Origin of the sequence: Bifidobacterium sp. WK041_4_12, assembly GCF_041080795.1 — a bacterium.
Taxonomy (GTDB): Bacteria; Actinomycetota; Actinomycetes; order Actinomycetales; family Bifidobacteriaceae; genus Bombiscardovia; species Bombiscardovia aquikefiricola.
This window is the reverse complement of the sequence record NZ_CP129674.1, coordinates 1,524,637-1,550,882: the sequence shown is the minus strand read 5'-3', so window position 1 is coordinate 1,550,882 and position 26,246 is coordinate 1,524,637. Positions and strand designations below refer to the sequence as shown.

Sequence of the window (26,246 nt, the reverse complement as noted above, 5' to 3'; positions counted from 1 at the left end):
CTCCTATACAGTTAATAAACCCTTACTCAATTAATGACAATTGTACTTGAAAAACTACATATTCTAATCCCTAAAAGTGAGCATTTAACGCTTGGGTGGTTATGCGGAAGAAATGAGAATCATGTGGTGCTCTCTCAGGTGGAAGCACTGCACAAAGGGTACAAACGGTGAATGTGAGTTATGCCGACAATGGAAGCAGCAAAGAGGAATGAACACAATAGATACATGATGTATTATGTTGTACGTTATGTATTTTCCTCTTGCGATGTAGTGCGATTGCTCAGATGATTCATTTCAGGCAGCTTTTGGGCGGAGCTAACAGAGCGGGGGGGGGGGTGCTGTTTTGGCTTGATGGAAGGTTCCCCCATGAAGGGTCTTGTTTCGTGTTCTCGTTTCAGTGGTGTCGTGCGTGTGGTGTGCTGTCTGTGTCTGGGCATGGCGCTGGCTGTCGCGGGCGTGGTCGTGGTCTCGCCGGTGGAGCGTGCGTCTGCGGATACGGTTGAGCTGGGTCCTGATGGGTATTTCAGTACGTTGAATGTTGGTGACAGGCCGGTCGCGTCGGCTGGTTGGGCTTCGACGCGTCGTATTGTGTTCGGCAAGCAGGGGAGTTCAGGCACGTATAACGGTGGCACAGTGTCTGGTGGGTATAAGACCTTGGCGAAGGGTGCTGTGGCGAGTGTGCCTGATGCTGATTTTGGTGTGAATCAGGCGTATTCGAAGTCGGCTACGACGTCGGTTGCTGCTGGTGAGGCGTTGCTGTGGGCCGATGATGTGGTGACGTCGGGTTTTGCGTTTGATGCGAACAGTAAGTATCGTAATTCGTTCGATAGTGCGACGGGTTCGTATAGGTCGAATCTGGCTCTGGTGTCTGATGCGGTGGGTGCGGCTAATTATTCGAGTTTTGAGCAGTCCTTGTTGCGATCTGCTCCGGTTGAGGGTGTGTGCACCGCTGCCCAGCCTACAGGGTGTGGTTCTGGCAGTTATACACAGCAGTCGGTTTCTGTGAATTCGTATAAGGTGTTTCCGCTGTCGATTGGTGATGTGAGGCAGTATTTCAATCACACGAGCGGCTGGTCGGTGGATGCTAATCTTGCTTGTCCTTCGAACGCTTGTGCTAATGGTGTTTCTGGCTTTTGGTTACGTTCTGCTTACTGGTTCGACACGGTCAGTGCGTACTTTGTGAGGGCCGAGGGTGACCCGCGCAGTGCGGGTACGGCCGGCGACAGTCTCGGGTTGCGGCTGGCTCTTCGTCTGAATCTTGATAGTCTGCTGCTGTCGGCAGACAGCAGCAGTCAAGGCCAGAGCGCGTCTGGTGATTTGCGTCTGACGTTCGTGGATCCGGACATGAAACTGAGTGCGTGGTCGGCTTCGGTTACGGGTGGGGCGGGTTCGCGCGCGTTGGACCTGTCGGGTAGTTCCGATCTGGGTTCGGAGCTGGGTTGGAAGATTGTCGATCCCGGCACAGGCACGGTATTGGGGTCGGGCAGGACGAGCAGTGGTGGCAATGCGCTGTTGCCGGAGGCGTTGATGACGGACGAGTCGAAGGATTATGACTTGTATGTGTGGGGTCAGCAGGATGGGAGCGCGACGGCGGGTCTGACGAACAGGGCTACGGAGCCGGTGAAGGCGACGATCAAGGATTGGAATGTGACGCCCCCTCCTCAGTTTGGCATTGACGTGTCGGGTGTGACGGATGGTGGGTTGAAGGCGTACAGGATTGGCAGGTACGAGGATGTGGCGTTCGATCAGGTGGGTGCGCTCAAGTCGGTGAAGGTGTCGACTCCGGTGTCTGTGGGGTCGGCGGTCGTGTCTGCTGCTGGTTCTGCTGGTGGTTCGAATGTGGATGGGGTCAATCCCATGGGTTGGGTGGTGGCCCGGTGGCTGGGCTATCCGTCTGACCCTCTGTCGGATGATGCGGTGTCGGCGTTTGACCCGTATGCGGGGCAGCTGCAATTGTTCGCGCAGTCGCTGGCGGATGATGTCGGTTCGCTGGGTCCTCCCGCGGGCAGTCTTTCTGCGGGCACGTTCTCGGGCGGTGGTGGGACTGTGCGTCTGTCGGTGTCGGGTCCGGGTTTGTATCTGATAGTGGATGACAGTGGCGAGTCGCTGCCGATCGTGGTGGGCACGAAGGCGTTCAACGATGCTCTGGGTGACGAGGGCGTGATGGTGGACTTCGCGGGTGCGGGCGTGGATGGCAGGCATCGTCTGGGCGTGGCGGAGTTGAAGACGTCGCGCATGGACCTGTCGAAGCGTGTGGTGAACGATGCGGGGGGGGGGTGGATGGGTTCGACGTGGGTGCGGGCGTGGAGTTCGAGGTCATGGCCAGGGTCCCCGACCTGAATGGCCATACGACGGCGTATGGGTCGTATGCGTTCTCCCTGTCTGACGTGGCCGCTCCTGGGTTGACGCTGCCGGACGTGTCGGGGGTGCGCGTGTCCATGGACGTGGACCCTGGTAATGGTCTGCCGTCCCCGGGTCTGGACGTGACCCCTCTGGTGGGTGTGGGCGTGAGCGGGCAGACGCTCACGGTGGACGGGCTGAAGGCCCTGTTCGCGCAGGACAATGGCGCGAGTCCGGTGTCGAACAGTCTGGTGCCGGTGGGTGCCCTGATCCGGGTGCGCTACGTGGCGAAGGTGAACGCGAATGCTTCGTGGACGGATGCGGGTGGCGTGGTCGAGTCGAACGACAATACCGTGACCCTGTCCAGGACCATGCAGGATGGCAGTGTCGATAGTTCGCTGTCGGCTACGGCGCACGCGTATTCGTTCGAGCTGGATCTGGTGAAGGCGGACAGGGGGCGTGCGACCGAGTTCCTTCCGGGTGCCGAGTTCGAGGCTGACCGGCTGGCGTCTGACGGTTCGGGCGTGCAGACCCTCCAGTTCAAGCAGGCCGGTGACGGCGTGTATCGGCTGGCCGTGGACGGTGAGGCGGGCACCACCCAGACGTTGGTGACGGGCTTGGGTGGCAGGCTGGTCGTGCGGGGTGTGGAGGCTCGCATGCTGACGTTGCGGGAGACGAAGGCTCCCGACGGCTATTTCAGGCTGCCGAGCGTCATGGTGCGGGCGGTGGCGGTGTGGTCGAACGACCTGTCCGCGGTGCAGGCCGTCTCGTACCAGACGGACGGCTCGGTCCTGGCAAGCGTGTCGCAGGACGGGTCGACCGTCATGCTCATGGATCCCAGGGTGGGCCTGGCGAGTCTGCCGTACACGGGCAGCGTCGGCATCGCCATCCTGCTCCTGTTGGGCACCGCGGTCGGCATCCTCGCCATCCGGCCCTACTACCTGTCCCACAACGCCGAAGCCACCGCCAACCTCCTCGAATAGCACGCCTAACACCCGCACCCTGACGCACAGGGCGTGCCATTCATGCTTGTGCTCATGCCTGTGCTGATCGTGTGGGGTAGGGCGAGTTCTCTGTGATAGCCCCCTCAAGACAGTCCCTTGTAACAAGGTGGCGTATGGTTTTTTGTGTACTGTGCCATTGCGTTGGTAGTAGGGGGTTGATGGGATGGGGAGTAGATCACGTAAGCGTCGTCATAATTTTCTGAGTTGGGGGCCTGCCGCTATTTCTGCGGTGCTTTTGTTCGTGTTTCCGTTCTATTATGCTGCGGGCAATGGTAGGTTGCTTCATTTGGTGTGCGTGACATCGCTGATATCTATTCTGGTGAATGGTTTGTGCCAGGGGGTGGTGATGGCTAAGGGCTGGTCACCGTTATGGATTCTGATACCTGGCATAGGTGGGCTGGGTGTTATTGGCTATCCCGTGAATCTTGTTGCGGATCATGACATCAGCGTTGTCTCACTGGCTTGGCTCATGTCTTATATGGGTGCAGGCATGTATTTTGGTTCTGGTGTTGAGCGGTTGTTGAGGTCGCGCGTGTGGTCTGGTCATGGGGATTCGGGGACGGGGTCTGCTTCGGATGATGACGTTCGTGACGGCTCGGTGTGTTTGGTGGATTCTGATGTGGGGGCAGTGCGTCGTGCTGTGGATGGTGTGGCGGGTGCTGGTCATGGTTCGGTGAGTGTGTTTGCTGGTGGCGGGTGTCGTTTGGACGTGTGTTGCTCTGGCTCGTCGTTTGTGGTGTTCTGGACTAGGTATAGCCGTAGTCGTTTGGGGGAGCTTCGTGAGGACGTGTGGCAGGCGTCGGCTACGGGTCGTGTTGGTTCCGGCGATGATGTTCCGGTGAATTTTTGGGGGGTGCGTTCGCCGTTCCCTGATGCGGGGTATCCGCGTAGTTTGTTTGTGGATCGTGGGCAGGTCGATGGTCTGGTGGATGTGTTTGTCAGGAGTGGCGAGCGTGGCGAGGGTGTGGTGTGGTTGAGGGAGCGTGACGATTCTGGCGTGGTGACGATACCGGGATTGTGTGCTGTTCCCAAGGAATGGTCAAATACCTTATAAATTCCCACAGATCATGGTTCAGACACACCGGCGTGTTATTGTGTGTTGGATTTCCCATATTCAAATCTCGCTTCCAGGGCAATTTCTGAATAGCTCAGGGAAGGATAAGCTTGAGTAGCAGTGGCTGCTGTTTCTGTAGAAAATGGCCATCATTGCGGAGAAGTAATGTGCCGCCTACATGATTGAACAATTCTATGCCCTTATCCTGATTACACTTGAAGGGGTCATTAAAGGAGTTGAAGATATAGCACTCGCCAGCATTAGCTTTGATGTCGTCCCACGCGTATGAGTCCTTGAGCGCTGCGTGCTTCATGCCGTTCGGCGAACAATATCCGGCAATCATGTAACAAGCTTTGACTGGACTGTGCAAGCGCTCGAGCAAAGCGAGAATGAAGCTGACACCAGCAGAATGCCCGATAAGAACGGTGTTCTCGTCGATAGGAATATTGAGTGCGTCAAATTCCTTCAGCGTATCGTCCAAAGGCTCGCGGTCAAGCTGGGCAAGTTCGGGAACATCGGCATCAATGCCCGCTTCAGTGAGTGACTGGGCAAGGGGCCTGTACCAGAATTTATCGTACGAGGCGTGTGGTCCAGTGCCGTGAAAAATAATCGCGTTCAATGCTTCATCCTTTGCTTGACTGCTTTGAAATACTTCATATCGCAGTTCTTAAGGTACACAACTGTCATGAAAACTCGGCAGCTTTGTAAGACAAACGACGCTGCAGAATAAACACGATATTATGTCCCTCGAATGGTCCGAATGGTCCGAACGGTGCGCGAACATGGTAGCGGATACAGGTTACTGCTTGCGGGTCTTGGACTGCAGACACCCTGCTCACGGGTGAGAATACTAGGGAATACTAGGAAATACGGGGGAAAATGATATGGCTGATGAAATGATCGTGAATTGCCTGCCGCTGACTGAGGAGGAAAGGGAGCGGTGCCGCAGCGCTGCTCCCAGTGTGCGTCAAGAATTTGTCGGTGATCCCAAGCATAGGGCCGACATGATATGGCCATGCCATGTGCCGCAGGAATTACGCGAATCTGCGACGGCGATTATCGGCAACGTTCCGATAGACGAGGTCAAGGAATGCAAGAACCTGAAATGGCTCCAAACTTTCAGCGCTGGCGTGAATACGTATGTGGGAGAGGGAATTCTTGCCAAAGGAGCCAAGCTGTCTGGAGCATCAGGCGCGTATGGACAGGCCGTCGGCGAGCACATGTTCGCCATGATGTGGACGCTGTTGAAGAACATTCAGCTGTACCGAGACAATCAAAGCAAACATCTATGGCAGGATGAAGGTCCTGTTTCCACGCCGGATGAGGTGAAGGTCCTGGTGCTGGGAACCGGAGACATCGGTTCGCATTTTGCCGTCTTATCCAAAGCCGTGGGTTGCTACACGGCAGGTGTGCGCAGAAATGCCTCTCAACCCGCGCCAGGCATCGATGACATGCATGGTTTCGACGAGCTTGAATCCCTGCTGCCGCACGCTGATGTGATAGCCATGAGTCTTCCCTCGACGCCGGATACCAAGCATCTGATCAACAGACATACGCTGAGCCTGATGAAATCCAATGCCATAGTGCTCAATGTCGGCAGGGGAGATGCGATTGATGCTGATGCCCTGGCAGCGGCATTGCACGATAGGACAATTCAGGCGGCCGGCCTTGATGTTACGGAGCCAGAACCATTGCCTGAAGATCATCCATTGTGGAGTGAACCGCATTGCCTTATCACTCCTCATGTCGCTGGCGGAAGTCATCTTGAGGCGACAGGCCGCAAGGTCATCGGCATTGTCGTTGAGAATCTGAAGCGCTATGCAAACCATCAGCCATTGCTGAACGAAGCATAGCGATGCTGGCCGCACATCGTCGCTCCTTGGTTTATGGCGATCACCGTTTGTCAGCGTCCCGACTATCCTTATTGAGGTTGCGCGACCAGAAGATCGCACTATAGGTAACCGAACCGAACAGCAGCGTTTGATCGTAAGCGTCATGCATGAGAGGCAGGTGATATCGATGATGAGGGTATTCAGCACCGTAAGCGGACAAATAGAGCAAATAGATAAACCGGAACCTGGATCATGGTTATGCCTGAGCAATCCCTCGGATGTTGAGCTTGCCAATGTTGCTCAATCTTCAGGCATAGACCTTGCCGATCTGCGTGCTCCCCTCGATGACGAAGAACGTTCCCGAGTCGATGTGGAAGATGACTATTCGATGATCATCGTTGACATTCCCACCGTTGAAGAACGCGGCGGCAGAGATTGGTATGAGACCATCCCACTGTCAATCATCGTTACAGAGGACCTCATCATCACGGTCTGCATACAGGACACGAACTTGCTTCACCCGTTCATGGAAGGCTCCATTCGCGGCTTCAACACCTACATGAAGTCCCGTTTCATCCTGCAGGTGCTGTATCGCAATGCAACAACCTATCTGCGCTATTTGAGATTCATCGACAAGGAATCGGACAAGCTCGAACTGAAGCTTCGTCATTCGATGCAGAATCGCGAGATTATCATGCTGCTGGAGCTGAGCAAGACCTTGGTCTACTTTGCAACCAGCTTGAAGTCTAATGAAATCGTGCTCGAAAAACTGACCAGTCTCGAACGGATCCGCCAATATCCAGACGATGAGGATTTGCTTGGCGATGTCATCACCGAGAACAAGCAGGCCATCGAAATGGCTAACATCTATTCGGGAGTTCTCTCTGGAATGACCGATGCCTTCGCTTCGGTGGTGTCCAATAATGTGAGCAACGTGATGCGAATTTTCACCATCATCTCCATCACCCTATCGATACCGACACTCATATTTTCCATGTACGGCATGAACTTCAATCAAGGCATGTTCGGAATGCCCTTGACTGACAAACCTTGGGGATTCGCCGCAATCGTGATAGTCTCCATGGTACTTTCAGTCGTTGTGACATGGTTCCTGACGCGTTCAAGACTGTTTAAGTGATGTGAACGTTGGAACCCAACGTTTACAATACCGTGCTAAGTTATCGACAATAATGAGGGGGGCGTGCGCAATTACCCGATTACGCGAGCCGACCCTCAATGGTCGCATGACCGCAAAGAAAGGATCGTTGCGATATGACAACAAGTACTGCGCCTGCATCTCTGGATACGACAGACAGCTCAGTGGTTGACGAAGATAAGCCGTTGCTGGAAATGAGTCATGTGGAGAAATACTTCGGTGATCTTCATGTGCTCAAGGACATCAATCTCAAGGTCACCAAAGGCGAAGTTCTTGTTATCATCGGACCATCCGGTTCCGGCAAGTCAACGCTGTGCCGCACTATTAACCGTCTGGAATCGATTGATTCGGGTACGATCACGATAGACGGTGTGCCGCTTCCCGAGGAAGGCAAGCAGCTGACAAAGCTTCGCGCGGAGGTTGGCATGGTGTTCCAGTCATTCAACCTGTTCTCGCATAAAACCATTCTTGACAACGTCACGCTCGCTCCGCGCAAGGTTCGCGGCTTGAGCAAGACTGACGCAGAAAAAGAGGCCATGGAGCTTCTGGCGCGGGTTGGTGTCGATTCGCAGGCACAGAAATTGCCTGCACAGCTTTCCGGCGGTCAACAACAGCGTGTGGCGATTGCCCGTTCGCTGGCGATGCATCCGAAGGTCATGCTGTTCGACGAGCCGACTAGTGCTCTGGACCCTGAGATGATTAATGAGGTTCTCGATGTGATGGTTGACCTTGCAAAACAAGGTATGACCATGATTGTTGTCACTCACGAGATGGGCTTCGCACGACAGGCGGCCAATCGCGTGGTGTTTATGGCCGATGGTGAGATTCTTGAGGACGGGACTCCAGAAGAGTTCTTCACTCACACCAAGACCGATCGTGCCAAGGATTTCCTGAGCAAAATCCTAGATCACTGATTTGCAGTGCTTGCAGTGTTGACATTGTGCCTGGTTGAGTTTTGTCACACCCGTGACTAGACCAATGCAAGGGGGTATGCAGACTCTCTCACATTTCACTATGTGAGCTGCATATCAAATAATGATATTTTCTGCAATCTCGCTGCAGTCCCGATAAGTTGAGATAGAGAAAAGAAAGAAGAATCATATGAAGAGAGTAATGCGCAAGATTCTCGCCGCGGCTGTTTCCATTGCCGCTTTGGGTTCGTTGGCTGCGTGCGGCAGCTCATCGAGCAATACATCAAGTGGCCCGCAACTCAAGATAGGCATCAAATTCGATCAGCCTGGTCTGGGGTTCAAGCAAGGCAGCACATATTCTGGATTTGATGTGGATGTCGCTAAATACGTTGCAAAGAAGCTTGGCTATTCCGAGAATCAGATTGTATGGAAGGAAGCACCTTCAAAACAGCGAGAGACACTGATCCAAAATGGTGACGTTGACATGGTCGTCGCAACCTATTCCATTTCCGATGACCGCAAGAAGGTCGTTGACTTTGCAGGACCGTATTTTGTAGCAGGCCAGGATCTGCTCATCCGCGCCAACGACACGTCCATCACCGGTCCGAAATCGTTGAACGGCAAGAAACTCTGCTCGGTCACCGGTTCAACCTCAGCCCAGACAATCCAGAGCCATTTTGCGGACAAGGTGCAGCTGATGGAGCAGACCGGCTATGCGGAATGCGTCACAGCCTTGATTTCCGGCACTGTGGATGCAGTGACAACCGATGACATCATCCTTGCAGGTTTGGCAGCAGCCAAGGGAGACGGACAGCTGAAAGTCGTTGGAAAGCCATTCACCCAGGAACGTTACGGCATCGGCGTGAAGAAGGGCGACACCGAGTTGGTGAAGAAGATCAATGCGGCGCTCAAAGACATGATCAGCGACGGTTCATGGAAGAAATACATTGATTCTGCAACCAAAGGCACCGGATACACGCCAAATTCAGAGTTCAACCCACCGACAGTGTTCGATGCGAAGTCGAGTACCACTGATTTCTGAGATTCGATAGCTCGCAGTGCCAATTATGGCAGTGCGAGCTTCATCGATGGGCAGGTGACCTCGATTTCAGTGCTAACGCAATGTGCAGGCCCGATAACCATAAACGAATAGCAGCATGGAAGTTTCGTTGCATTGGTTTTCGAGTCAGCGGACGAATGCAAATCAAGCTTATACGACGTGTGGAAAGTGATGAAGTATGTCGGATTTTGTATCCTTGTTGACGTCATACAATGTGCTGGGCGCATTCAAGGTCAACGTTGAACTCACATTATGGAGCACGCTGTTCTCGCTTGTCATCGGACTTGTGTTGGTGATGATGCGGATCAGTCCAGTGTCCAGCCTGCGAGGATTCGCCACAGGCTATGTCGAGCTGTTCAAGAATATGCCGCTGACCATCATCATGGTATTCATGGTGCTTGGAGCTTTCGGACAGCTCAAGTTTCAGTTCTCCAATAACTTCGACACCAACTTCTTCTGGCTTGCGGTGAGTGGACTCTCGCTCTATACGGCTGCCTTCGTCTGTGAATCCCTTCGTTCGGGCATCAACACGGTTCCGATCGGTCAGGCCGAAGCCGCTCGTTCGCTTGGATTGGACTTTATGCAATCCGCTGGAATCATCATCTTGCCACAGGCTGTCAGAGGGGCTGTGGCACCGCTTGGCAACACGTTTATCGCACTATTGAAAAATTCCACGGTTGCCGCTGCAGCGTCGGTCAGCACGGAAACTTCGAGTCTGATGAGTTCGATGATTGAAAACAATGCCTCGATGATTCTCTACATCTTCCTTATTTTTGCCATCGGCTATGTCATCCTGATCATTCCCATAGGCCTGCTCACAACCTGGTTGTCGAACAGACTTGCGGTGAGACGATAGGAGAGGAGCATCATGAGTGCATCATCAGTGTCGACACCCGCAACGGTTGGAAACCAGCCAAAGCTGACGCGGAGGGCTTCAGATGCCACCCGTTCCGTCCTGTTCGATGAGCCAGGACCGAAGATGAAGCGTAAGATTGCCATCGCAAATGTGATTGGCGCAGTGATCTTCATCATTCTGATCGCTCTCGTTCTGCGCCGTCTGGCAAGCCCCCCGCAAGGTCAGAATCAGCTGAGCTGGACCCTGTGGAAGCCTGCATTGCAGTGGGAAGCCTGGAAGGACTTTTATCTCCCAGGATTGTTGAGTACCGTGGAAGCCTCGGTTCTGGCCGTCATCGGCTCCGTTGTTTTCGGCATCGTTTTCGGCATCGGACGGTTGCTCAATTTCGCTCCTATTCGATGGCTGTCGTCAATTATCGTTGAATTCTGCCGCGCTGTTCCCGTGCTGCTGTTCATGATTTTTCTCTGGCAGGCATTTGCGGTTCTTGGATTTTCCAACACCTCGGCATTTCTAGCAGTCACATGGGGATTGATTCTCTACAATGGTTCGGTTGTCGCTGAATTGGTGCGTTCCGGCGTAGGCAATCTGCCGCGTGGCCAACGTGAGGCGGCTCTGGCATTGGGCATGAGTCCGGTACGTTCGCTCATGACGGTTGAGGTTCCGCAGGCGTTGATAGCCATGCTTCCCGCATTGATTACCCAGCTTGTCGTTGTGCTGAAGGACACGGCACTGGGATCAATCATCACCTATACGGAGCTGCTGCAGGAGTCACGCAGGCTCGGGTCCGCATATTTCAACATGCTGCAAGCGCTGGTCGTTGCGGCGGTAATCTATTTCGTGCTCAGCTATCTGCTGTCGCGTCTTGCCGAGGGACTGCCTGCCAGGATGCAGAAGCGTACCGCAGGTTTTGCGGTTGAGCCGGTTCAGGCCCCCATCGCCATTCTCGATCCCTCGAATGCGAGCATGATTGAGCGGGCCGGGGAGCGAGAGCTGCCGTTGAGCGGCACGGAGCCTGATTTTCACGACCATTACCATGGCTCGAATGCAGTGTCCAGTCATTGGAGAACCAGCCATCAAGAACATGGACATGAACCCAAGCGTTCTGATCCACAGGAGTAAGGTTCTGTGACATGATCAAAGAAGACGTCCGCTTTGTCAGTGGACGTCTTTCGTATTGTGCGGTGATTTGGCATGCTCGAATGCGTTGAACAATCGAGCAATGCTGGTTATCGTCGAAACTGCTGTTGTGAGAGCAACAGTGTCCACATACATGGAGATAATGCGACTTATGGCTTTTGAACAGGGTAATAACGGACAAGCTGACGTTCCATCCGAACCAGAATATCGGTACAACGCAGAACTCGCTCAAAAAATCGAGGGCAAGTGGCAGGAACGCTGGCAGCAGCAAGGTAGTTTCTGGGCAGCCAACACCGATGGCAGGCTGACGGATGGCAGTGGCAGGCACGCCGATGGACGCACTCCATATTTCGTCATGGACATGTTCCCATACCCTTCGGGGAAGGGCCTGCATGTGGGGCATCCTCTGGGATATATCGCAACCGATGTGGTGAGCCGATATCACCGCATGAAGGGTGAGAACGTGCTGCATGCGATGGGCTACGATGCCTTCGGTCTGCCTGCCGAGCAATATGCGGTACAGACAGGACAGCACCCGAGAATCACGACCGAACAGAATATCGCCAACATGCGTCGTCAATTGCACCGCCTCGGCCTAAGCTTTGACGATCGCCGGTCATTTGCCACCATCGATCCAGGATACATGCGCTGGACCCAATGGATCTTCACGAAAATATACAATTCCTGGTACGATCCAGAATTCGTGCGCAAGGACGGCGGCAAGGGCTCCGCACGTCCCATTGACGAGCTAATCGAGGCCTTCACAAGTGGCAGGCGCGCGATTCCGGGGCATGAAACCGATTCTTGGGATTCATTGAGTGCGCAGGAACAGAGCGATGTGCTTAACGACTTCCGTCTCGCATACATTTCCAAGTCGCCAGTGAATTGGTGCCCGGGTCTGGGTACCGTGCTCGCAAACGAGGAAGTGACTTCGGAAGGACGTTCCGAACGTGGCAACTTCCCCGTGTTTCAGCGTGAACTTCGTCAGTGGTCCATGCGCATCACCGCCTACGGTCATCGCCTGATCGCGGACTTGGATACGCTTGACTGGCCTGAGAAAGTCAAGCTCATGCAACGCAACTGGATAGGCGAGTCTCACGGGGCTTCCGTGCATTTCGAAGTGGAAACCCCTTCTGAGCGCAAGGACATGAAGGTGTACACGACTCGTCCCGACACCTTGTTCGGTACCACGTTTGCAGTCGTTTCACCGGAGCATTCCTTGCTTGACAGCGTCCCTGAGGAGTGGCCAGACAGCATTCCATCCGATAAGAGAGCGCTGTGGACGGGCGGCTACGCAACTCCTGCCGAGGCAGTGCATGCATACCGCCTCGAAGCCGAAAAGAAGACTTCTAAGGATCGAGTAGACGAGCAGAACGAGAAGACCGGACTGTTCACCGGTCTCTATGCGACCAATCCGATTACAGGTGCCAAGCTGCCGATATTCACGGCAGACTACGTGTTGATGGACTATGGAACCGGTGCAATCATGGCCGTTCCTGGTGGCGATGACCGCGATTACGACTTCGCTACAAAGTTCGGTCTCCCCGTGGTCTACACCGTCAAGCCACTGCCCGATTCAGACGATGATCTGAGCAATTATGAGGGCAAGTCGGCATTCGTGTCCCATGACGGCATCGTCATCAATTCTTCAACTGAAGCAACTGAGAAGCTTGGCGATGCATTGTCACTCGATGGACTGCGCGTCGACGATGCCATCGCTCGCGTCACCGCATGGCTGCAGAAGGCTCATGTAGGTGAAGGTACGGTTTCGTATCGTTTGCGCGACTGGCTGTTTTCGCGTCAACGGTATTGGGGAGAGCCATTCCCCGTCGTCTATGACGATGACAATGTTCCGCACACGCTTCCAGACAGCATGCTTCCCGTGAACCTGCCTGAAGTACCTGACTATACGCCGAAGACCTATGATCCAGAGGATGCTGAAACCGATCCGGAGGCACCGCTGAGTCGCAATGACGACTGGGTTCATGTCACGCTCGATCTTGGAGACGGACCCAAGCGCTATCACCGCGATACCAACACGATGCCCAATTGGGCGGGTTCCTGCTGGTACTACCTGCGCTATATCGATCCAGAGGACAGTCACCATATGGTTGATCCTGCTGAATGTGAGTATTGGCTTGGACCGAATCACAATGAGACAGCGGGCGCTTCCGGTGGTGTTGACCTGTATGTGGGCGGTGTTGAGCATGCCGTGCTCCACTTGCTCTATTCCAGATTCTGGCACAAGGTGCTCTACGATTTGGGCTTCGTGGATTCGATGGAACCCTTCCACAAGCTGTTCAACCAGGGCATGATTCAAGCGTATGCCTATACCGACAGCCGCGGTCAGTATGTTCCGGCTGCGGAAGTTGAAGAGCATCAGGATGGTTCCGATACCACGTATACGTGGAATGGTGAGCCAGCTTTCCGTGAGTTCGGCAAGATGGGCAAGAGTCTCAAGAACATCATTACGCCGGACGACATGTACAGCACCTACGGTGCCGATACGTTCCGTCTCTACGAGATGAGCATGGGGCCTCTTTCGGAGTCGCGCCCGTGGAATACGCGCAATGTGATCGGCGGCATGAGATTCCTGCAGCGTTTGTGGCGCAACGTGCTTGATGAGAATTCTGGCGAAGTGAAGGTTGTCGATGAACAGCCTGATCTGAAGACTCTGAAGCTGCTACACAATACGATTCACGAAGTGACCGAAGAGATGGAAGCCATGCGGCCTAACACCGCCATCTCAAGGCTGATTGTATTGAACAATCATATGACTTCATTGAAGGCGGTTCCACGCTCGGTCGTCGAGCCATTGGTGATTATGCTTTCGCCGATTGCACCACATATCTGTGAGGAACTGTGGGAGAAGCTTGGCCATGCCGAGCCTCTTTCGTCAGCCAAGTGGCCAGTCGCCCAAGAGCAGTATCTCGGCAAGGACAATGTCACTGCAGTCGTTCAGGTTAAGGGCAAGATTCGTGGAAAGCTTGAGGTTTCGCCTGACATTTCGGCAGACGAACTGCAGGCCCTGGCTTTGGCTCTTCCTGCGGTCAAGGAGCATCTTGGCGGCAAGCCGCCGCGCAAGGTGATCGTCAAGGCTCCGAAGATCGTCTCAGTGGTGCCACAAGCCTGATTCGCAGCATCAATATTACGCAGATGTCGAGTTTTGTTGCCTTTCCCAAGTACAAAGCCCGTTTTTGGCCAATTCCGTATGTCCAGAACAGGGTTTTCACCGTTTGTACTTGAAAAAGGCAACAAAACTCGACATCCCATCGTATTTGACCGCGTTTTTTAGGAATTTCAGGTTGAATCTGCCACATTCGACCACACATATTGTGACGATTTGTGAATGCGGGGGCTTTCGCTGACGATAAAGCGATGGATCCACACGCAACTCGCCTTCATCGCATCAGCGAACATCGTGACAGGGCAGCACATGCTCCAGCTCGCAACCATTCATCAGACCATTCTGAAGATATCCTCAGCGAGCTGACATCAACGTCTGCTGCGGCCAGCGGCGATCATGCGCATATTGATGATATGCGCATGCTTGATGTGTCTGACCCACAGTCACCTCTGGCGGAGACCGTACGCAATCGGCCGAGACTTGTGCTGAATCAGGCGCAGGCAATTATCGTGATTCTGATTCTGAGCTGCGCCTTGGCCGCAAGTCTGACACTGCTCGTTCGTCAGCGAATCAACTACGGGAACAGCGAGAATCTTGCTGAACTTGCCCAAGATATCGGCAAGCATTCGCGCACCAAGGCAGCGGACTCAACGAACGATTCTAAAGAAGCGAATGATGGCGACGACGCTGAGCGTCAACCATCCACGACCAAGACTCCCCAAGTGCAAGAGCAGGAACAAGAGCAAGAGAACCGTGCAGAAGCTGATGCCGCCGACACTGACGAATCAACGAGTTCCTCTCAGGCTCAGCAACAATCCGATACAGACCAGCGAATCAACCTCAATACGGCAGACGCAGCCCAGTTGATGACAATCAAAGGCATCGGCCCTGTTACGGCAGAGCGCATCCTCGAATATCGGAAGAAGGTCGGCACCTTCCGCAGCGTCGATGAACTCCTCGAAGTCAGTGGCATAGGAGCCAAGACTCTGGAAAAGCTGCGTCCCCAGGTGACAATCCGATGAAGTATGCTCCTCATGGCAAGGCTTTCCTTCGGGGGCGAAGGTGCCTATCGAACGATGACATGTCCGTACAGTGCCAGGCAGACCCGCAAATAGGCATCGTTGACGATCAAAGCAACGGCAACAATGATCTGCGCATGCTACCTATAGCCGTGGCAATCTGGCTGACAGATCTGCTATTGCCACTGATGATCGAACAGAATGTCATCAAACAGGCTTCAATCAGAATATCCGTCTTTGCCCGTGAATATCGCATCGGATCACCGTCGCTAGCACTGAGCAGACCAGACTTCATCGGTGTTCTTATCGGTGTTCTCGCCGTTGCTCTTATCGTCATACCCGTCATGCTGAAAACGTGGCATTATCGGCTCTACGCGCGCATCCTTCGACTGATGCCTTCTTTCATGGCACTCATGGCGGCGATTGCCATAGCATCCATCGCATGCCTCTTATCGACAATGATGACGCAGACCAGCAACCCCTTGCGTGACAGAGCCACAGCAATGCATACAAGTGAAACGACAACGGAGACAAAGACAGCTGAGCGTACACAGGCAAAGTCTGGCAGCATGACGATAACGGCAGTGATACGGCTCGAAGAGCCATGGCAGCGTTCCGCACGCCTGGGATACACTGCCATGACGCAGGGCAAGCTCAGAGCCATCGCATACGATCATGTGGTCACGCAGACATCCGCAACCGTGCAGCTCTTTATCTCCGGTGACTCTGTCAAGCTAGAGCGAGGTGGAACATATACAGTTTTCGGAACGCTGGAACAATCGCCATGGGGAAGCGAAGCATTATGGCTCAGCGCCGAAACGCAGCCTATCCAGCTCGAAAGGCCACCGCTGCTCTGGCGGACAGTCAACGCAATGCACGGCAGTTTCGCCAAGGTAGTGAGAGGTCTCAGCGACCAGGGACGACTGCTCGTAACGGGCCTCACTCTGGGCACACTGACCGAAATGCAGCTGAACGATGATGAATCACAGATCAGCCCAGAGCTGGATGAACGATTCGTTCAGCGAAGCAAACAACAGTTCAGATCAGCCGGAATCATACACCTCATGGCTGTCTCAGGCGGCCACTTTGCATTGGTGGCAACCCTCTGCCACTGGATTCGGGCAGCGTTTAGACTCCCCAGACTCGCCATCGCCATCATGCACAGCGTCTTCAGCGGCATTTTATGCGTGCTCGTGTTCCCATCGGATTCAGTGCTGCGTGCGGCGGCAACGACCGCGAGCCTTGTCTCCCTTGCGATGGTAGTCGGAAGAAAAGGCCAGACCGTCCAACAGTTGAGCGTCATCGTGTCCCTGGTTCTGATTGCTAGACCGGCGCTCGCGGCAAGCTATGGATTTGCGCTTTCATGCGCTGCCGTGCTGGGAATAGGGCTATGGGCCAGCAGGATGACGGCAATCCTGCGAAGAATCATGCCGATAGCCGTTGCCCAGGGGATATCCTTCACCGTATCGGCTCAGGCGTTCACGCTGCCAATTCAGATTCTCCTGCAGCCAGAAATAACCGTGCTCTCCATTCCAGCCAATCTTGTAGTCGCACCATTTGTCGGCTTCGCAACGGTCTGTGGCTTGTTGGCTGTTGTGGTCTCATGGTGTGTGCCTCAACTCGGCTGGCTGTTGGTATGGTTGGCAAGCTGCGCGACCTCCATCATCGATCGGTGGGCTGCGATATGCGCGGAGCCGGAGTGGGCGAAGTTGCCTTGGGCACAGGGAATTCCCGGCGCAGTACTCGCTGCCTGCTTTGAAGTAGCCATCGTTGCGGGTTGCTGGGGCATTGCAAGAGTGAGAGAAAAAATCCAAGAAAGAAGAACGAGAATTGAAGCTGAATTCAGCGGATATCAAGGCAAGCAATTCGAGAAATCGAAGTTGGATGCAATCAGGTTATGGTGGGGCACAACGACTGAGCTGCTTGACATAACAGATTCACCAGAATATCGCATTTCGCACCCGCGCCGCACGCTTTCCATGTATATTCGCAAGTGCTTCCGCGCCGAGCATCATGTCCAGCGATAACGAGAAATTTGAGTCATGGCAAACAAGAGGAGTCGAGCTTCGGCAATGATACTGGTCGTCGGGGGAGACGGATACCTCAATCAGCGCAACGTTCGTGAAGCTGAGCATAGGGCTTGCGCAGAAAGGCCGGATGCAGAGGTCATCGAATTGGATGCCTCTGATTGTGATGCATACAGTTTCGATGAAGCGGTGAGTCCCACGCTGTTGAGTGATGTTTCGATTGTCGTGCTTCGCAATCTGCAACACGCTGGTGAGGCACTGGGGAAGGCGCTTGAAACATTCTGCGCCGATGCCACCAGACATCCTCAGGATTCAAGTGTCGTCATATGTCAGCATGAAGGCGGTAACAAGGGCAAGCGTCTGATAAGTACCTTGAAGAACAAGGGTGCCGAGGTGATGATGGTTCCCGACCTCAAGAAATTCGATGCGAAGATCAACTTCGTCTATGCATTGTTTGAGCGGCAGAAACGTCATATTGAACCCTTGGCAGCCCAGCAACTGGTCAATGTGCTTGGCGAAAGAACCGGCGAACTGGCATCAATGTGTTCGCAGCTCTGTTTTGACTTTGACGAAGATCCAATCTCACGAGCAACGGCTGATCGCTATTTGATCGCTGACCCACAGGTGACTGGATTCGCGGTTGCAGACAAAGCCGTCGCAGGCGATGTGGCAGGCGCTGTGCTTGGGCTTCGTGCAGCCATCGAGCAGGGCATCGCTCCTTTGGCGCTGATAGGCGCTCTGGGATTGAAGCTACGAACCTTGGCGAAGGCGTCAGCGATCAGGCACGGTACGATTTCGCAGGCAGAAGCCAAGGCAAGCCCTTGGCAGCTGAGGGCAGCTGGGCGAGAACTGTCGGGCTGGTCTTCCCAAGGGCTTGGCAGATGCATTGAAGCGCTTGCATGGGCTGACGAGCAGTGCAAAAGCAATGGTGGCGACCCGGTCTATGCTCTTGAACGGGCAATCGGTGCAATATCCGTAAAAGGTAGGGACATGAATGGGTTGGGGAACTCAAGGAATCAGGGACGATACAGATCATGAGTGAACTGAGCAAACTGAGCAAACTGAGTGAACTGAGTGAACGAGGCGAAACGAACGTCGATGGATCCAGCGAGGCAGCACTCGCCATACGGATTGAAGTTCCCACAGACGAAGACATGAAAGATCTGGGTTACCGTATCGCCCGTCTCGTTCGGGGCGGGGACGTTATCGTGCTCTCAGGTCCCCTCGGAGCAGGGAAGACCACCTTAGCTCAGGGCTTTGGCAAAGGACTCGGCATCGAAAAGCCAATAGTTTCCCCGACCTTCACCATTGCAAGGGAACTCAATGGCAGCTTCGCCGATAGAAGCCCTGCTCATCTGGTTCATGTTGATGCCTATCGTCTGGGCAGTGAAGGATTTGAACCGGGTAACGGCGTTCGCGACCGGTTGCTCGATGAACTTGAATCCTTGGGTCTTGATGAGGAGTTGGAGAGTCCAGGGCAATCCACCGTGGTGCTGATGGAATGGGGTGAGCAGATGGCGCAGGAGCTTGCGTCGGAACGTTTGGAAATCCATATTGAACGTCCTTCAGGCATGAAGTTGACTGGGCCTGCACATGGCGGCGATGAGCTGAGCAGTGAAGGGACTCGCGAGGTTGCGCTCAGGGGAGTAGGCTCTGCTTGGGCTGATAGAATGCACGGACTGCGGGAGGCGTTGGCATCATGAATGCAGCACAAGAAGAGCAAGCTTTGAATCATATCAGCACCGGTCACGATTCTTCTGCCCCAATTCTGGTCATTGATACCTCTTTTGGCTCCACTGTTGGAATTGTGGGGCAAGAGACCATTGCAGAACGCGATTCACGATCGCATGTCGAACATCTTGAAGTTAATATCAATCAGGCGGTGGAACGGGCTGGTTTGACGCTGGGCAACATCTCCACAATCGTCGTTGGTACTGGCCCTGCGCCGTTTACGGGACTGCGTGCCGGAATCGTGACTGCCAAAGCTTTGGCTTTTGTCACTGGCGCTTCACTCGTCGGACAGAACGTTCTCGAGGCTGAGGCGTTGTGGATGGCGGCTCAGGGGCTTCCTGCATCAGCTGACACGGCATCCGATGCAGATTCAAGCGATTCACCGCTTCAAGAGTCGAATGGCGCTGACAACGGGGATGCAGCAACGCATCTTGTTCTGGCGGTGAATGATGCCAGACGCAAACAGCTGTATTGGGCACTGTATCAGGTTGACCCGGTCTCAGCGCAGCGTTCACAGGCAGGGAAACTGCTGAACACCGTGAACACCGTGAACACCGTGATGCCCATGGACATTGATTATCCTGACAACATCGTTGATCGCGTGAACACCTACATAGATGATGTCGCTCACGAAGCAGGAGGCGATATAACGGTTGACGTGATGGGCCATGGCGTTGAGCGGTACGCAGACATACTGCAGGGCATAGCGCGTCTGCGAACGATGCATGATGGGTCGCTGCTTGAGGCGGGTGCTCAAGGTGTGCGCACTTTCGCCGAACTTGCCCTTGCACATAGCGCACATGGTGACGATGTCGAGGCAAATCCGCTGTATGTCAGACGCCCCGACGTTCAGGTGCCCAACCCTCTCAAACGAGTGGTGAATGCATCATGATTCGCGCAATTCAAGAGTCTGACATTCAACAGATCGTACCTATCGAAGCTCATCTGTTCGGCAAGGGCGCATGGAGTTACGCCATGATTCGCGAAGAGTTGAATGCCCCGGCACGTACCTATGTCGTTGATGTTGCTGACGTTGAGGATGCGAAACACGGCAATCCGCAAATTGCCGCCAATGCCGTGATACGCGGCTATGGGGGCTTTTGGTATGACGGCGATGATGCTGAACTGATGACCATAGGCGTAGACACGCCATATCAGCGTCAGGGGATAGGATCAGCGATTCTCGCAACCTTGCTCAGACAGGCAGCCGAGCAGGGAGCTCGAAGAATGCTGCTTGAGGTTCGTGTGGACAATGACACCGCGATTGCGATATATCAGGCTTTTGGATTCGAGCGTATCGGGTTGCGCAAGCATTATTATCAGCCAGAGGGTATCGACGCTTATACGATGGCGTTGGATATCAACGAATGGCAGGCTACAGCGGCAGGGCTAGCATCGATGAAGGGTAATGAGTGATGTCAGAAACAGCAAGACCAGATGCAGACAAGCTTGTCTCAGATAGGCAGAGCGCCACTGTAGTGTTGGGAATTGAATCGACTTGCGATGAGACCGCAGCCGCAATCGTGCGTGGCAGAAGCTTGGTTTCGAACGTCGTCGCATCCTCGATGGAACAGCATGCACGCTATGGTGGGGTGATTCCAGAAATTGCATCCAGGGCGCACGCTGAATCCTTCATTCCCGTGGTGTCCAAAGCTTTGAGCGACGCCAACATGACGCTTGACGACGTTGACGCCATCGCGGTTTCTGCTGGCCCGGGCCTTGCCGGATGCCTTGCAGTCGGTGTTTCCGGTGCCAAAGCGCTGGCGGCGGCATCAGGCAAACCCCTGTATGGAATCAACCACGTAATCGGCCATATTGCCGTGACGCAGCTACAATTCGGAGACTTTCCAGAAGACGTATTGGCACTGATTGTCTCAGGAGGTCACACTTCCTTGCTTCATGTTCAGGATGTGGCGAAGCATGTCGATGTTGTGGGCACAACACTTGACGATGCTGCCGGAGAATGCTTCGACAAGATTGCTCGGCTGCTGGGCTTCCCCTATCCCGGTGGGCCCCATATCGACCGTCATGCTCAGCATGGGGACCCACATGCGATGCACGTTCCACAGGGATTGACTCAGGGAAAGGCTGCTGCAAGGCATCCGTACGATTTCAGTTTCTCCGGCGTGAAAACCGCAGTCGCTCGTTGGGTGGAAGAGCAGCAAGCTTTGGGCAATGAGATTCCCATTGACGATGTGTGCGCTTCGTTGGCGGATTCCGTAGCCACAGTCTTGGCCAGGAAAGCCATAGCAGCTTGCAAACAGTATGATTCCGACACTCTGATCGTCGGTGGAGGATTTTCCGCAAACTCTCAGCTGCGCGCGCGTCTCATAGAAGAGGGGGAGCGACATGGCATCGCCATTCGCATTCCTCGCATTGCCTTGTGCACCGACAATGGAGCGATGGTAGCCATGCTAGGCGTCAATCTCGTGGATGCAGGGATTCGCCCATCCAACCCAGATTTCGGCATTGATTCAGCTATGCCAATGGACAAGATCGTGATGTAACGGCCCGCTGGGTGCGTTCACTTGGCATCTTTGCTTGTGTATGGTCCTCGCTTTGTGAACGCTCTGGGGTTTTCGTGCTTCCCTTGGTGCTGTCGTCGCGACACGAAAAAGCTAAGACGCGCTGATTTGCATTAGGCGAGAGAAGAAGGTAGTATTTACTTCTTGTGTGCGGCGGATGCCACACACAACATTCCTGCGTAGCTCAGTTGGCAGAGCATCCGACTGTTAATCGGACGGTCACTGGTTCAAGCCCAGTCGCAGGAGCCATATGAGTAGCTTTACGAAAGTAGGGCTGAGAAGCCCCGAGAATATTTCTCGGGGTTCTTTGTTACTCCGGTTGTCGATAGTTTATGACAAACGCGAATCGGGTTCGATCGACCGATCCCGGTTGCACCCAGAATGACACGCCTGGGGCATCATGGGACACGTCAACATCAACACCACAGCCGGACACACCCACTGGAACACCAAAGCACTCGCAGAAATCACGGGAAAGGCGGTATTGAGCGTCGAACGATAGGAATGTCGAGAGGCGTTCGAAATGCCACTCAACTTCACGAAATAAAATCATATAATCGGATACAAGTGTTACGCTTGCTGTACAACAGAAAAGGGCATATTTGATTTAAAGCCAGCGGTGCGCGTTCATCGTCTGGTTTTTGCTGTTCAAGCATTGCCCTGGCTGTTGAATAAAAATGAAAGGTGGTGGCTGCATTGACGGTACTGGCGGTGACAAAGATAAGAAATAAATCAAGACTAGAAGTCCCTGCATATGTGCGTAAGGCTACATCTGACAATGTGACAAGTGCAAAATGGAATTCGCTTGCGAAATCAGCAGAGACTTTCATGAAGAGATCTTCGAGAGACTAAGCCTAGATTGTGAATGCGTTAATGACCATTGTCGTCAGCAGAGAGTGCACTGCTGACGACATTCGTTTGCTAAGGCAGTTTAGCTGTTGCGGCAATAAAGAAGAACCCAAGGAATATGAGATCGACCCGCAACGATATATCCGTGGGCTGAAGGAATCAGATTTTGACGAAAAAGTAACGAAAACGATTCTGACGACAGCCCAATCTGAGAAAATTTTTGCTTTCGCCGAATACGGTTATATTGAAGAGTCTGACACATACGCGATTTCATGGATAGCGCGTTCTTCGGACTGCTCCGGTAATGGCCTTGGTGCATCTATCCTTCTCATTGTTCTTGACGATATAAGCGTAGATTCATTTTGGCACAACCGGTCTCATCAAGTATTAACTCAGATTGATCCAAGAAACGAAGCGAGTATCAGGATGTTTGAGAACGCTGGTTTTGAAGATGGTGGAGTAGACTCAACGGACCAGCAGTATCACATATGGCATCGTACAATTTGTCCACATGGTAAAAATCGCGAGCAGACTCAGTTCATAATACCTAAATCTCTTATGAAGCGGTAACTCTTTCAACCCGATTCCTGAGTTTCGCATGCGGCAGTCCGGCCTTGTGCCGGGCTTTTCTTTGTTTATACGAAAAGCTTTGCCGAACCGATGCCATATTTCATTTGAAAAGATCCCAGAAGCTGAACGTCGTTTCCTGTAGACCTTGTTGTAGGTGGCCTTGCGCGGGTTTCGGATCCAGCCCATGCCTTTCTTCTCGTATCCTGGTATGAGTGCCTTCTTGGCCTGGCGTTTCCACTTCGACGTGGTTCGAGCCTTGATCGACCGTTTCAGACTGGGTGTGCGCATCCCAAACTTCATGATTCCTCGATTCTCAACAACTGTGTTGTTTGAACATTGCCAGCCATGTTACTCACGCGTATTGCCTGCGGTCGAAGATGATATTGTCATCAAGGCCGAGCAGGCTCTTCGCATCATCCACGACTTCGGTATTTTCTTCATCGTCGCCAAGGAGCAGCACATATCCTGCGTTGTCGCCGAGTGATGCTGGTTTGATTCTTGTGAGCAGCCTCGCATCGGCGAGAAATGTCCAAGCGCGGCTGATACGATTCTTCGCGGTTGCCTGACGCTTCTTCGATAGGGATCGCTTCAGCTCGTCGGTCGCATCCACAGGCGCGCCGATATAGAGCAGCCCGAGCCCTTTTGCAATCGTTCTCCATCCCTGATCGTAGTAGCGAGATGGTATGGATGGGTTGCTTGTGTCGTCTTTGGGCCAGTCGTAGGTTTTTGCTGCCATATAGACCATATAGACCATATAGACCATATAGAGGAGCACGTTCATGGAACATACAAAACCAGAAAGTCAAGCACACTCCCGCATTAACGCCACAACCATTAATCACACCCCGACACACAAGACACCAGCAAGACCAAAGCAAGAAATAAGACCCACAAATTACCAATTAACCCCACATTTTTGTCTATAACCCGCAACACCGCCGGCTGTGACGAAGCACGCCGGCGCTTGATTTCGAGCTTAGTTGCTTAGACCGGGGAAAAGTCAGTCTCCGGGAACAATGGAACGTGTTCCGATTGGATTTTGTGTGGTGAGAAGAAGTGATGCCATAGCTGCGAAAAGTGAACAGTGTGCTGGTGAACCGGGAAGAGTGCCCTCGTGGAGGGCAATTCTCACAGTGTTCGTTTCTTCATTGACAACGGCACGCACACCGTAGCATTCTGGGTTGCCCATCGTGAAGTGCACGCGCACCAGCCGGTCTGAAACAATGTCATATCGATACCATGACAGGGAATGTTCGTCATTAAGGTTTTTATGTTGCTGAATATCCTTCGACGAGAATGAGGGCGGCAACGCTGTGGCATCATATCCTGGGCTTGTCTCCTCTGACTGTGAGGGAGATTCGTTCCCTCCCAAGGCGCAACCTGTCATGCCAGAACCGGTCAAGACGATGACCGTCAGGACTGCCAGCACACGGCGAAAGCGAATCATACCATTCAATGTTACCCGCTCACCAATCAGGATCACCCCGCTCGCGCGGGGAAGACTTGGTACCGAACGCATGAAATGATATAAAGCTATCGAGGATCAGGTAATCCGCGTCCGGTTGCAAAAAGACGCGCAATACCTGAGATCGCTACATGTTGTGGACGGCGTACCCAATCACCAAACAGGAAAGGAGCAGGCTATGGCAGATACTCGAACGGCACAGGAAGCGACCAGAAACCTAGCCCCCTGCGTTCTCCCACTCATGGACACCGAAGCTCAAGAGGACTATGCCTCATGCATTGACGCGAACGAACACTACATTGCCCTGACCATACTTATGGGGTTTATCAGGAACCCACAGCCCATTCCCCTTACCGCGTTGACTGACGCTTTCAACTGCCTGAACGATGACGACAAAGAACAATATCGATTCCTGATGGACTCGAAGTTCACTGTCACGCACTGAATCTCGTAAAGACACAGGATTACCCCCGCTCGCGCGGGGAAGACCAGGTCGTCAGGGTGGTCGTCAGTCGAAAACCGGGATCACCCCCGCTCGCGCGGGGAAGACCGGTTTTGATCTTGCGGTGGGCAATGTGCCGTAGGATTACCCCCGCTCGCGCGGGGAAGACGATGATGACCCGCGTTGAGGGCACCGGCGAATAGGATCACCCCCGCTCGCGCGGGGAAGACCAGAAAGAGTGTCTCGCGATGGTACCCCCTATAGGATCACCCCCGCTCGCGCGGGGAAGACTAAGCTGCGTCGCTGTGTCGAGGATGCTTCGATATTGGTCTCTGTCGTCAACATCAAGCATGCTGAATGCTTGTATAGCAAGGTCGTTTGGCAACGATACATGGTCATGGACTGCGAATGCCAGCAGCCATGTCAGTGCCTCGTAAGCTTCTCCAGCGTCGAGCTGGTCCATTGTTGCCTGCTGTTGATAGGCACTCATTCCAGCATGCACCAATGGGAAGATTGCCCTACATATATCATCTTCTTCTTGATTACCGGTCATCATCCCTCCTTATCTTGGGAATGCTGTGAGAACACGAAATTTAGGATCACCCCCGCTCGCGCGGGGAAGACCGCACCGCCAACGCCGACTGCATCCAATACGAAGGATCACCCCTGCTCGCGCGGGGAAGACGGGATTCCAGTTACTTCCCGACCGCTTCGAACAGGATCACCCCCGCTCGCGCGGGGAAGACAGATAGAGTTGATTGTAGTAGGGCATGATCTCGGGATCACCCCCGCTCGCGCGGGGAAGACCTGAAACCTAGATCGGATTCCTTCATCCAGTGAGGATCACCCCCGCTCGCGCGGGGAAGACCAGTTGTTCCTTCCTGTCCGTGATCGTCGTACGGGATCACCCCCGCTCGCGCGGGGAAGACAGGCAGTCCACGAAACTGCCCACCAGCCGTCTGGGATCACCCCCGCTCGCGCGGGGAAGACGTTGGTGGAGCCGCGCTCGCCGCAGGAGAAACGGGATCACCCCCGCTCGCGCGGGGAAGACGAACATGAGCCCGTGCGGGCTGGTCTCGTCCCGGGATCACCCCCGCTCGCGCGGGGAAGACTCTTTGGGGTGCCGTCCTCGTAGTAGCCG

General features: G+C 53.9%; 23 protein-coding genes, 1 tRNA gene and 2 CRISPR repeat arrays (1 of these 26 running past the window's edge). Of the genes, 20 read left to right on the top strand and 4 right to left on the bottom strand.

Annotated features, from left to right (window positions below; genetic code table 11):
• The first annotated feature begins 366 nt into the window (after positions 1-366).
• The 3 genes from QN215_RS06615 to QN215_RS06605 all read left to right on the top strand — a co-directional run bounded on the left by QN215_RS06615 (position 367) and on the right by QN215_RS06605 (position 4,398).
• The gene (locus tag QN215_RS06615; protein ID WP_369343539.1) at positions 367-2,340 is read left to right on the top strand and encodes a hypothetical protein; all 1,974 of its coding nucleotides are present in this window, start codon (positions 367-369) and stop codon (positions 2,338-2,340) included.
• A complete protein-coding gene (locus QN215_RS06610) occupies positions 2,292-3,323 on the top strand; it encodes a hypothetical protein (RefSeq protein WP_369343538.1) in 1,032 nt (343 codons plus the stop codon). The genes QN215_RS06615 and QN215_RS06610 overlap by 49 nt, the downstream gene beginning before the upstream one ends.
• Before the next feature lie 367 nt (positions 3,324-3,690).
• Positions 3,691-4,398 carry a hypothetical protein gene (locus QN215_RS06605; RefSeq protein WP_369343537.1) on the top strand — a complete coding sequence of 236 codons (708 nt, stop codon included), beginning with the start codon at positions 3,691-3,693 and terminating at the stop codon, positions 4,396-4,398.
• 94 nt (positions 4,399-4,492) lie between these two features.
• Here the strand turns inward: QN215_RS06605 and QN215_RS06600 are convergent, their stop codons facing one another.
• On the bottom strand, positions 4,493-5,017 hold the full coding sequence (locus QN215_RS06600) for an alpha/beta hydrolase (protein ID WP_369343536.1): 525 nt from the start codon (positions 5,015-5,017) through the stop codon (positions 4,493-4,495).
• Positions 5,018-5,282: 265 nt separating this feature from the next.
• Here QN215_RS06600 and QN215_RS06595 point away from each other — a divergent pair, with 265 nt between their 5' ends.
• The 15 genes from QN215_RS06595 to QN215_RS06525 all read left to right on the top strand — a co-directional run bounded on the left by QN215_RS06595 (position 5,283) and on the right by QN215_RS06525 (position 22,028).
• Positions 5,283-6,251, top strand: a complete 969-nt coding sequence (locus QN215_RS06595; protein ID WP_369343535.1) for a D-2-hydroxyacid dehydrogenase — start codon at positions 5,283-5,285, stop codon at positions 6,249-6,251.
• Between the two features lie 166 nt (positions 6,252-6,417).
• On the top strand, positions 6,418-7,368 hold the full coding sequence (locus QN215_RS06590; protein WP_369345105.1) for a magnesium transporter CorA family protein: 951 nt from the start codon (positions 6,418-6,420) through the stop codon (positions 7,366-7,368).
• 212 nt (positions 7,369-7,580) lie between these two features.
• Positions 7,581-8,300: an amino acid ABC transporter ATP-binding protein gene (locus QN215_RS06585; protein ID WP_369345104.1), complete on the top strand. Its 720-nt coding sequence runs from the start codon at positions 7,581-7,583 to the stop codon at positions 8,298-8,300.
• Between the two features lie 187 nt (positions 8,301-8,487).
• On the top strand, positions 8,488-9,339 hold the full coding sequence (locus QN215_RS06580; RefSeq protein ID WP_369343534.1) for a glutamate ABC transporter substrate-binding protein: 852 nt from the start codon (positions 8,488-8,490) through the stop codon (positions 9,337-9,339).
• A gap of 196 nt (positions 9,340-9,535) precedes the next feature.
• Positions 9,536-10,213, top strand: coding sequence for an amino acid ABC transporter permease (locus QN215_RS06575; protein ID WP_369343533.1), 678 nt, complete (start codon positions 9,536-9,538; stop codon positions 10,211-10,213).
• A gap of 123 nt (positions 10,214-10,336) precedes the next feature.
• Positions 10,337-11,332 (top strand): amino acid ABC transporter permease, encoded by a 996-nt coding sequence (locus QN215_RS06570; RefSeq protein ID WP_369345103.1) that lies wholly within the window; start codon positions 10,337-10,339, stop codon positions 11,330-11,332.
• A gap of 169 nt (positions 11,333-11,501) precedes the next feature.
• Complete coding sequence (leuS, locus tag QN215_RS06565) at positions 11,502-14,483, top strand: leucine--tRNA ligase (RefSeq protein WP_369343532.1); 2,982 nt, start codon at positions 11,502-11,504, stop codon at positions 14,481-14,483.
• Positions 14,484-14,728: 245 nt separating this feature from the next.
• Positions 14,729-15,499, top strand: coding sequence for a ComEA family DNA-binding protein (locus QN215_RS06560; protein WP_369343531.1), 771 nt, complete (start codon positions 14,729-14,731; stop codon positions 15,497-15,499).
• A 59-nt stretch (positions 15,500-15,558) separates the two neighbouring features.
• On the top strand, positions 15,559-17,523 hold the full coding sequence (locus QN215_RS06555; protein WP_369343530.1) for a ComEC/Rec2 family competence protein: 1,965 nt from the start codon (positions 15,559-15,561) through the stop codon (positions 17,521-17,523).
• 15 nt (positions 17,524-17,538) lie between these two features.
• On the top strand, positions 17,539-18,561 hold the full coding sequence (holA, locus tag QN215_RS06550; protein WP_369343529.1) for a DNA polymerase III subunit delta: 1,023 nt from the start codon (positions 17,539-17,541) through the stop codon (positions 18,559-18,561).
• Positions 18,562-18,677: 116 nt separating this feature from the next.
• Positions 18,678-19,226, top strand: a complete 549-nt coding sequence (tsaE, locus tag QN215_RS06545) for a tRNA (adenosine(37)-N6)-threonylcarbamoyltransferase complex ATPase subunit type 1 TsaE (RefSeq protein WP_369345102.1) — start codon at positions 18,678-18,680, stop codon at positions 19,224-19,226.
• Entirely contained in the window at positions 19,223-20,146 is a 924-nt protein-coding gene (gene tsaB, locus QN215_RS06540; RefSeq protein WP_369343528.1) for a tRNA (adenosine(37)-N6)-threonylcarbamoyltransferase complex dimerization subunit type 1 TsaB, read from the top strand. Before tsaE ends, tsaB begins: the two co-directional genes overlap by 4 nt.
• Positions 20,143-20,670, top strand: a complete 528-nt coding sequence (rimI, locus tag QN215_RS06535; protein WP_369343527.1) for a ribosomal protein S18-alanine N-acetyltransferase — start codon at positions 20,143-20,145, stop codon at positions 20,668-20,670. Before tsaB ends, rimI begins: the two co-directional genes overlap by 4 nt.
• Entirely contained in the window at positions 20,670-21,761 is a 1,092-nt protein-coding gene (gene tsaD, locus QN215_RS06530; RefSeq protein ID WP_369343526.1) for a tRNA (adenosine(37)-N6)-threonylcarbamoyltransferase complex transferase subunit TsaD, read from the top strand. Before rimI ends, tsaD begins: the two co-directional genes overlap by 1 nt.
• A gap of 191 nt (positions 21,762-21,952) precedes the next feature.
• Positions 21,953-22,028 (top strand) — tRNA-Asn (locus tag QN215_RS06525).
• A 287-nt stretch (positions 22,029-22,315) separates the two neighbouring features.
• Here QN215_RS06525 and QN215_RS06520 read toward each other — a convergent pair.
• Complete coding sequence (locus QN215_RS06520) at positions 22,316-22,609, bottom strand: hypothetical protein (RefSeq protein WP_369343525.1); 294 nt, start codon at positions 22,607-22,609, stop codon at positions 22,316-22,318.
• A 43-nt stretch (positions 22,610-22,652) separates the two neighbouring features.
• Between QN215_RS06520 and QN215_RS06515 the strand changes: the two genes are divergently transcribed.
• On the top strand, positions 22,653-23,198 hold the full coding sequence (locus QN215_RS06515; RefSeq protein ID WP_369343524.1) for a hypothetical protein: 546 nt from the start codon (positions 22,653-22,655) through the stop codon (positions 23,196-23,198).
• Between the two features lie 352 nt (positions 23,199-23,550).
• Here QN215_RS06515 and QN215_RS06510 read toward each other — a convergent pair whose 3' ends face one another.
• On the bottom strand, positions 23,551-23,979 hold the full coding sequence (locus QN215_RS06510) for a hypothetical protein (protein ID WP_369343523.1): 429 nt from the start codon (positions 23,977-23,979) through the stop codon (positions 23,551-23,553).
• A 219-nt stretch (positions 23,980-24,198) separates the two neighbouring features.
• Positions 24,199-24,645: a hypothetical protein gene (locus QN215_RS06505; protein WP_369343522.1), complete on the bottom strand. Its 447-nt coding sequence runs from the start codon at positions 24,643-24,645 to the stop codon at positions 24,199-24,201.
• 196 nt (positions 24,646-24,841) lie between these two features.
• On the opposite strand from QN215_RS06505, the gene QN215_RS06500 reads away from it, so the two are divergent.
• Positions 24,842-25,108 carry a hypothetical protein gene (locus QN215_RS06500; RefSeq protein ID WP_369343521.1) on the top strand — a complete coding sequence of 89 codons (267 nt, stop codon included), beginning with the start codon at positions 24,842-24,844 and terminating at the stop codon, positions 25,106-25,108.
• Between the two features lie 15 nt (positions 25,109-25,123).
• Positions 25,124-25,396: direct repeats of the CRISPR family, unit length 29 nt; unit sequence GGGATCACCCCCGCTCGCGCGGGGAAGAC.
• A gap of 303 nt (positions 25,397-25,699) precedes the next feature.
• A CRISPR array of direct repeats spans positions 25,700-26,246; the repeat unit is 29 nt; unit sequence GGGATCACCCCCGCTCGCGCGGGGAAGAC (it continues 281 nt past the right edge of the window).

Bases quoted from the DNA above. Each gene is read 5' to 3' on its own strand.
- QN215_RS06615 (WP_369343539.1), top strand. From the start codon at position 367: ATGAAGGGTCTTGTTTCGTGTTCTCGTTTCAGTGGTGTCGTGCGTGTG.
- QN215_RS06605 (WP_369343537.1), top strand. From the start codon at position 3,691: ATGGCTAAGGGCTGGTCACCGTTATGGATTCTGATACCTGGCATAGGT.
- QN215_RS06595 (WP_369343535.1), top strand. From the start codon at position 5,283: ATGGCTGATGAAATGATCGTGAATTGCCTGCCGCTGACTGAGGAGGAA.
- QN215_RS06590 (WP_369345105.1), top strand. From the start codon at position 6,418: ATGATGAGGGTATTCAGCACCGTAAGCGGACAAATAGAGCAAATAGAT.
- QN215_RS06585 (WP_369345104.1), top strand. From the start codon at position 7,581: ATGAGTCATGTGGAGAAATACTTCGGTGATCTTCATGTGCTCAAGGAC.
- QN215_RS06580 (WP_369343534.1), top strand. From the start codon at position 8,488: ATGAAGAGAGTAATGCGCAAGATTCTCGCCGCGGCTGTTTCCATTGCC.
- QN215_RS06575 (WP_369343533.1), top strand. From the start codon at position 9,536: ATGTCGGATTTTGTATCCTTGTTGACGTCATACAATGTGCTGGGCGCA.
- QN215_RS06570 (WP_369345103.1), top strand. From the start codon at position 10,337: ATGAAGCGTAAGATTGCCATCGCAAATGTGATTGGCGCAGTGATCTTC.
- leuS (WP_369343532.1), top strand. From the start codon at position 11,502: ATGGCTTTTGAACAGGGTAATAACGGACAAGCTGACGTTCCATCCGAA.
- QN215_RS06560 (WP_369343531.1), top strand. From the start codon at position 14,729: ATGGATCCACACGCAACTCGCCTTCATCGCATCAGCGAACATCGTGAC.
- QN215_RS06555 (WP_369343530.1), top strand. From the start codon at position 15,559: ATGTCCGTACAGTGCCAGGCAGACCCGCAAATAGGCATCGTTGACGAT.
- holA (WP_369343529.1), top strand. From the start codon at position 17,539: ATGGCAAACAAGAGGAGTCGAGCTTCGGCAATGATACTGGTCGTCGGG.
- tsaE (WP_369345102.1), top strand. From the start codon at position 18,678: ATGAAAGATCTGGGTTACCGTATCGCCCGTCTCGTTCGGGGCGGGGAC.
- tsaB (WP_369343528.1), top strand. From the start codon at position 19,223: ATGAATGCAGCACAAGAAGAGCAAGCTTTGAATCATATCAGCACCGGT.
- rimI (WP_369343527.1), top strand. From the start codon at position 20,143: ATGATTCGCGCAATTCAAGAGTCTGACATTCAACAGATCGTACCTATC.
- tsaD (WP_369343526.1), top strand. From the start codon at position 20,670: ATGTCAGAAACAGCAAGACCAGATGCAGACAAGCTTGTCTCAGATAGG.
- QN215_RS06520 (WP_369343525.1), bottom strand. From the start codon at position 22,609: ATGAAAGTCTCTGCTGATTTCGCAAGCGAATTCCATTTTGCACTTGTC.
- QN215_RS06515 (WP_369343524.1), top strand. From the start codon at position 22,653: ATGACCATTGTCGTCAGCAGAGAGTGCACTGCTGACGACATTCGTTTG.
- QN215_RS06510 (WP_369343523.1), bottom strand. From the start codon at position 23,979: ATGAACGTGCTCCTCTATATGGTCTATATGGTCTATATGGTCTATATG.
- QN215_RS06505 (WP_369343522.1), bottom strand. From the start codon at position 24,645: ATGATTCGCTTTCGCCGTGTGCTGGCAGTCCTGACGGTCATCGTCTTG.
- QN215_RS06500 (WP_369343521.1), top strand. From the start codon at position 24,842: ATGGCAGATACTCGAACGGCACAGGAAGCGACCAGAAACCTAGCCCCC.